Source organism: Brevundimonas bullata, from assembly GCF_014207965.1.
In the GTDB taxonomy this organism is placed as follows: domain Bacteria; phylum Pseudomonadota; class Alphaproteobacteria; order Caulobacterales; family Caulobacteraceae; genus Brevundimonas; species Brevundimonas bullata_A.
In genome coordinates this window covers 1-5,993 of sequence record NZ_JACHLM010000013.1, presented here as the reverse complement: position 1 = coordinate 5,993, position 5,993 = coordinate 1, and the positions used below count along the sequence as shown (strand labels likewise).

Below are 5,993 nucleotides of genomic sequence, written 5' to 3'. Positions count from 1 at the left end.
TTGTAAAAGGTCGCCGAGCTGACCCCGTGACGCCGACACACCTCCGCCGTCGTCACACCGGCCTCCTGCTCCCGCAGAATCCCGATGATCTGCTCGTCCGTGAACCTTGATCGCTTCATTCTGTCCGTCCTTCGTTAGGGCGGACTCTAGCTATTCCTGGAGGAGTTTCAGGGGGTCACGTCACCGTCCACGCCGGAGGATCAGAGGCGGGGAAGGATTCGAGCGAGGCTTCGAGGACCGGATCGAAAATCTCCGTGTCGCTGGTAGACGGGTTGGCCGTGCTCTCATGCTGGACGCCTCTTGAGAGGCCGCGATCGGGGCGGAAGGGGGCCCGGAAGGCTCCCGGGGCATCGACGCCCCTGTGCAGCCGGTGGCGCGTCTCACCCGCCCAAGGGTTCGCCATCCGGGCTCCCCCAGCGTCCTCGCGCACGACATAATGCCAGTCCTGCCGCTCTGCGAAGTCCACGGCGCTGTCGCGATCCGGAAACTTCAGCCGAATCGGACGATAGGGATCGCCGCTGGACGTGTATCCCATCAGCGGCTCGATCTGCGGCGGCCGGGACGGCTCGAACTCGAGAACCCAGTAGTTGGGCCGAGGCGCCGATGTCATCGCGGAACGGGCAGGACGGTAGATGATTGCCGTCGGCACGTCCCAGGATGGCTGATCGGTTCCGGGAATTTTCGGCGGGAATGGTGGGCGATTATGGCCGCGCATATCAGTTCTCCCGGGTGTCGGTGGATACGAGAAGGTGACGTTCGAGATCGTCGAGTTTTTCCATTCGCCTCGAATTCAGGCGAACGGCGCGTTCGGTGTTCTGCGAAGGAAAGGCAGCAGCGTGCAGGACGTCCGACCGCATCGCTATCGTGAGATCGGCGACGGCATTCATCACGCCCTCTCCGTCCCCGTCCGAGAGCGTGCCGTCAGCAAAACCGGACTGCAAGCTCTCCAGTACCTGCTCGAAGCTGGACACGACCCCTGCACTCGCGACCACAGCCAGCTTGTGGCTGAGAACACGCAGTTCATCGATCAGCTTCGCATCGTGCCTTGCGGTTTCCACGATCTCTGCGACCTTCTCGATACAGGCCATGTAAATGTCGCATTGCTGCTGGAGGATGATGACCCTTCCTTCCTTGCGAAGCTCGAGATCGGTCTGGCGATTGAGAAGCGCCGCGGTCAGAATGATCGTCACGACAGCGCCGAGGAAGATGAGCGTCATCTCCTGCGCGAAAGGCAGTATGTCTTCGGCAAGATACATCGAACGAAAAACGAAAACGATTCCGATGCCCAAGGCAGCGGCCGCAGCAGCAAATGCCAAGTCAGGCAGGCGGTTCGACATCAGCACCCCGCATTTTCGGTGTCAGTTGGCATGCACGGCTTTGCATCGGCGTCCGGCGCCTCTGCGTCCCGGTGCCGCGGGAAGATTGGCGTCGGACCGCTGCCGAACGGATTGAAGCCGGTACTCAGGCAACGGTCGAAGATCGTTTCGTCCCATCGGGTGAAATCGTGCTCCTCGCCGGCAAGTCGCCCGTCATCCACCACAGGGCACCTCACGCCTTTGCCGATGGGGGAGCGTCATCGAAGGCCGCACCGTCCGAACGATCCGCCTTGCGAAGCCGTAGCCCGAGGAGGATCATCATCACCCCGAAGACCGCGGCGTAGAAGCCGATCAGCCAGCCGAGCGCGAGGAAGCTTTCGACCGGGCGCGTCAGCAGCATCCAGGTCACGACGACACCGAGAACGACCGAGAGAAGGCCGCTCAGGATCAGCCAGATTTCGCCGTTGATTTCCTTGCGCAGGCGAATCGCTGCCACGATTTCCAGGACGCCGGAGAACACGGACCAGAATGCGATGCTGGCCCAGAGGAATGTCGCAAGCACGAGCGTCGCGACAAAGGGCGAGACAACCACGACGACGCCGGTGGCGATCCCCAGGAGGCCGCTGAACATCAGCCAGCCCCAGCGTTTGCCCTTGCGGATGTTACGTATCGCGGCGACGAGGCCGAACACGCCGTCGGCAAAGGCGAACGCGCCGAAGACCAGCGTGAGCGCCAGAAGCGATTCCGCAGGCATGACGAAGGCCAGCACCGCGATGATCAATGCGAGCACGCCGCGCAACACGAATGCCCACCAATTCCGGGACAGGCTGCACAGCATGTCTGGCATCTTGTCGGTCGGGTTTTCATAGGCTGTTCTCATTGGTCCATCTCCTGTTCCTGTTTCAACTCAGTTTTCTGCGTTTGTCTCCGCGCCGGCGAGCGCGGCAGCCACGCGGCGCCGGTACTCGACTGGCTGGGGCAGGCGCTGCGTCAGGGCAATTTCCCGTTCGATGGGCGCGCGCCCCGATGCCTCGCTGATCAACCCCGCTTCGACAAGCTTTCTGCGCAGTGTCTCGCCCGCCTTCTCGGCGATTTCTTCGACCTCTGCTTCGGAAAGGCCGAGGAGGTCCGCCGTCTCCGCAAGCGTGGCGTCGTCTAGGTGGAGCCGATAGAGAACGCGGCGTTCGACCGACGGAAGATCGGCGATTGCCCGGTGCAGCGTCACGGCTCATTTCGGTCTCAGGATCCGTGCCGCCGTCGTCGGCGACGAGTTCCTCGAGCAGCAGCACGTCGTCGGGCTGGTAGAACTCGAACATCTCCTCATCAGACTCGGTAGGCTCCCCGGCAGGCGCCTCGGGCGCTACGTAGATCGAGGCGGCATCCTCGGGCACCGCGCGGCGCGCAGCCTGCGCCTCGGCCTCGACGGTCTCGAAGGCCAGCTGCGTCAGCCAGTCCCGGACGGAGAATTCGGTCGGCCGCCGCTCGAAGCGGTTGAGCCCGTTGAGGATCGTCGCATCGACGATATCGCCAACGCTCAGGTAGCCAGCCGGCACAGACCCGCTACACTCGAGATAGGTCAACTCGCGCCTGACGGTATCGTAGACCGTATCGAGATGATCCTCGATCAGGTCGAAGAAGAGTTGGCGCCGGTCCGCTTCCGCCGCATCCCGCGCGGACGGCAGCGGGGCGCCGATCCGGCGCCGGCGGGCGGGACGCTTGTATTCAGGCTCGTGCTTGAGGCGCGCCACATGCCGGTCAACCCGCTGGCGCAGGTCGGCAAAGGCCTTGCGCAGGACAGGCTCGATCTTGAACCCCTCTTCCTGTGCCGCGATCACGCCCGAGGGCAGTTGCAGGCGCAGGCTGACCTCGATGCGCGTCTTGCCGCTCGTCTGGGTGGCGACGACTTCGAGCCGGACGAGATCCTCGCGGAAGCGTACAAGATGCGGTTCAAGTTGCCGCACCTCTTCCTCGATGACCTCAGGCGCGCACTGTTGGCCGTGCCGGTCGAGATTGCGAAATGCTCTGATGACTTCCATGCCGTATGACCTTGCTTGTCGCTTTTTTGACGAAATGAGCCGGCGCGACCGTCATCGCGCCGGCCAGTCCTTCACGACGTCATCCGGTAGACTTATCGCCCTTGGACTGCTCCTTATCATTGGCGTCGACTGGGACATCGGGCGTCGGAGCGTCCGCCTTGTTTTCGGCAACTGCGCTGGACTCGCCGATCCCGGCTTGGGCCGGATCGTCCGGGCTGTCTTCACCGGTGTCCCTTGCGATCTTTTCGAACACGACCTTCTGTTCGTCCGCTGACCAGGCGACGCGGACCTTGTCGCCATCCTCGATCCGCCCCGAGAGCAATTCGCGAGCCAACTCGGTCTCCAGCTCCGACCGGATCAGCCGGCGTAGCTCGCGGGCACCGAATTCGGGACGGAAGCCGACCGCGCCGAAGTGATCCACGACGCTCACATCGAGTTCGAGTTCGACGCCCTGGGTAAGGGCGGTCCGCTTCACCCGGTTGAGCTGCAACTCGACGATCTGGCGGATCTCCGACTGATTCAGCGAATGGAAGACGATGATCTCGTCGATCCGGTTGATGAACTCTGGCCGGAAATGACCGCGCAACACCTCCATCAGTTCGGATTTCTGCTTGGCCTCGTCGAACTCCCTGCTGCCGCGTTTCGTGAGGTTGCGCTGGATGATGTCCGAACCGAGGTTCGAGGTGGCGATGATGATGGTGTTAGTGAAGTCCACCACGCGGCCCTTGCCATCTGTCAGGCGGCCATCGTCGAACACCTGAAGCAGGATGTTGTAGACATCGGGATGCGCCTTTTCGATCTCGTCGAGGAGCACGACCGAGTAGGGCCGACGGCGCACCTTCTCCGTCAGCTGCCCGCCTTCGTCGTACCCGACGTAGCCCGGAGGTGCGCCAACCAGCCGGGCAACCGAGTGGCGCTCGCCATACTCCGACATGTCGATACGGATCAGCGCATCCTGGTCGCCGAAGATCACCTCCGCGAGCGTCTTGGCCAGTTCCGTCTTGCCAACCCCGGTCGGCCCGAGGAACAGGAAGGTCGCGGTCGGACCGGAACCTTCGCGCAGACCCGCACGCGCCAGGCGCACCGCATCGGCCACGGCGCGGATCGCTTCTTCCTGGCCGATGACGCGCTCGTGCAGCTTCTCCTCGAGCTTGAGGAGCTTGTCCTTCTCCTCGGTGGTCAGGTCCGTGACCGGAACGCCGGTGATCTTGGAGACGATCTGCGCGACGTGATCGGCGCGCACCTCGGCGGTCGCCGAAGCCTGATCGCGCTTCCAGATCTCCAGAAGCTCGTCCAGCTCCTTCTGCTTCTGCTCCAGCTCCTTCTTCAGTTCCGCTGCCCGGTCGAATTGCTTGCGGGCTGCGGCATAGTCCTGCTCGCGCCTGATCTGCGCGGCTTCGGCCTCCAGCTCCTGGACGTCCACGGGGCGCGCTGTGGCGCTGATCTTCACCCGTGCGGCTGCCTGATCGATCAGGTCGATCGCCTTGTCGGGCATGAAGCGGCCAGTGATGTAGCGATCAGAAAGCTCGGCCGCCGCGACGATGGCCTCGTCGGTGATCGTCACCTTGTGGTGCGCCTCCAGCGTGTCGCGCAGGCCGCGCAGGATCATGATGACCTGAGCTATCGTGGGTTCCTCGACATAAACCGGTTGGAACCGTCGCTCGAGCGCCGCGTCCTTCTCGATGTACTTCTGGTACTCGTTGAGCGTCGTCGCACCGATCAGGTTCAGCTCCCCCCGCGCCAGCGCCGGCTTGAAGGTGTTGGCGATGTCGAGACCACCTTCGCCGCCGCCCTGGCCGGCGCCGACGATGGTGTGGATCTCGTCGATGAACAGGACCAGGCTGTCCTTCTCCTCGGTGATCTCCTTGAGGATCTTCTGCACTCGCTCCTCGAACTCGCCGCGATACTTCGACCCGGCCACCATCGAGTTGATGTTGAGCTCGACCAGCCGCTTGTCGCGCAGCGCCTCGGGCACTTCGCCCGCGACGATCCGTTGTGCAAGTCCCTCGACGATGGCGGTCTTGCCCACGCCGGGCTCGCCGATCAGCACCGGGTTGTTCTTTTTCCGGCGGGCCAGCACTTCGATCGTCGTCTCGATCTCGCGGGCGCGGCCGATGACGGGATCGAGCTTGCCCTCGCGGGCGAGCTTCGTCAGGTCACGGCTGAACTGGTCGAGATCGGGGGTGTTCGACGGAGTCTCGACGCGGCCTTCCTCGGCTCCCTTGCCGACCACCTTCGTCACCTGCTGACGCAGCGCCTGCGGCGTCAACCCCAGCTTGCGCAGCATCGCGGCCGCGAGGCCTTCGCCCTCTTCGGCGAGCCCGATCAGCAGATGTTCCGGCCCGACATAGGAATGGCCAAGCTCGTTCGAGGCGATGAAGGCCCGGTTCAGCGCGTCCTTGAGACGCGGGCTGACACCGATTTCGCCTTCCGTCTTGGCGTCTCCACGCTTCGCTTCCTTCTCGATCTGGCGGCGCAGATCGTCCACATCGACCTTGAACTCTTCCAGGATCGTCTTGACGACGTCAGACGAGGTCAATGCCAGAAGCATGCGTAATCGGGCGGTCCTGCGAAGGGGCAAGCTCCCATAGAGTGCTCGGCTCAGTCCGAGATGAAGGGAGACGACGATGTTCTACGCTGC

7 protein-coding genes are annotated in these 5,993 nt (G+C 63.4%); 1 reads left to right on the top strand and 6 read right to left on the bottom strand.

What is annotated here, in order from left to right:
- The 5 genes from HNP51_RS18290 to HNP51_RS19050 form a co-directional block, all read right to left on the bottom strand.
- Positions 1–119 (bottom strand): transposase (locus tag HNP51_RS18290; protein WP_184274138.1); only part of this gene is annotated, 119 nt, incomplete at its 3' end.
- Between the two features lie 56 nt (positions 120–175).
- Positions 176–715, bottom strand: a complete 540-nt coding sequence (locus tag HNP51_RS18285) for an NADH dehydrogenase ubiquinone Fe-S protein 4 (RefSeq protein ID WP_184274135.1) — start codon at positions 713–715, stop codon at positions 176–178.
- Between the two features lies 1 nt (position 716).
- Positions 717–1,337, bottom strand: a complete 621-nt coding sequence (locus HNP51_RS18280) for a hypothetical protein (RefSeq protein WP_037094075.1) — start codon at positions 1,335–1,337, stop codon at positions 717–719.
- Between the two features lie 211 nt (positions 1,338–1,548).
- On the bottom strand, positions 1,549–2,196 hold the full coding sequence (locus HNP51_RS18275) for an HdeD family acid-resistance protein (protein WP_184274132.1): 648 nt from the start codon (positions 2,194–2,196) through the stop codon (positions 1,549–1,551).
- Between the two features lie 27 nt (positions 2,197–2,223).
- Complete coding sequence (locus HNP51_RS19050; protein WP_221416009.1) at positions 2,224–2,541, bottom strand: sigma factor-like helix-turn-helix DNA-binding protein; 318 nt, start codon at positions 2,539–2,541, stop codon at positions 2,224–2,226.
- Between the two features lie 388 nt (positions 2,542–2,929).
- On the opposite strand from HNP51_RS19050, the gene HNP51_RS19045 reads away from it, so the two are divergent.
- Entirely contained in the window at positions 2,930–3,361 is a 432-nt protein-coding gene (locus HNP51_RS19045; RefSeq protein WP_221416008.1) for a hypothetical protein, read from the top strand.
- 70 nt (positions 3,362–3,431) lie between these two features.
- Here the strand turns inward: HNP51_RS19045 and HNP51_RS18265 are convergent, their stop codons facing one another.
- A complete protein-coding gene (locus tag HNP51_RS18265) occupies positions 3,432–5,957 on the bottom strand; it encodes an AAA family ATPase (protein WP_221416010.1) in 2,526 nt (841 codons plus the stop codon).
- Positions 5,958–5,993: the final 36 nt, after the last annotated feature.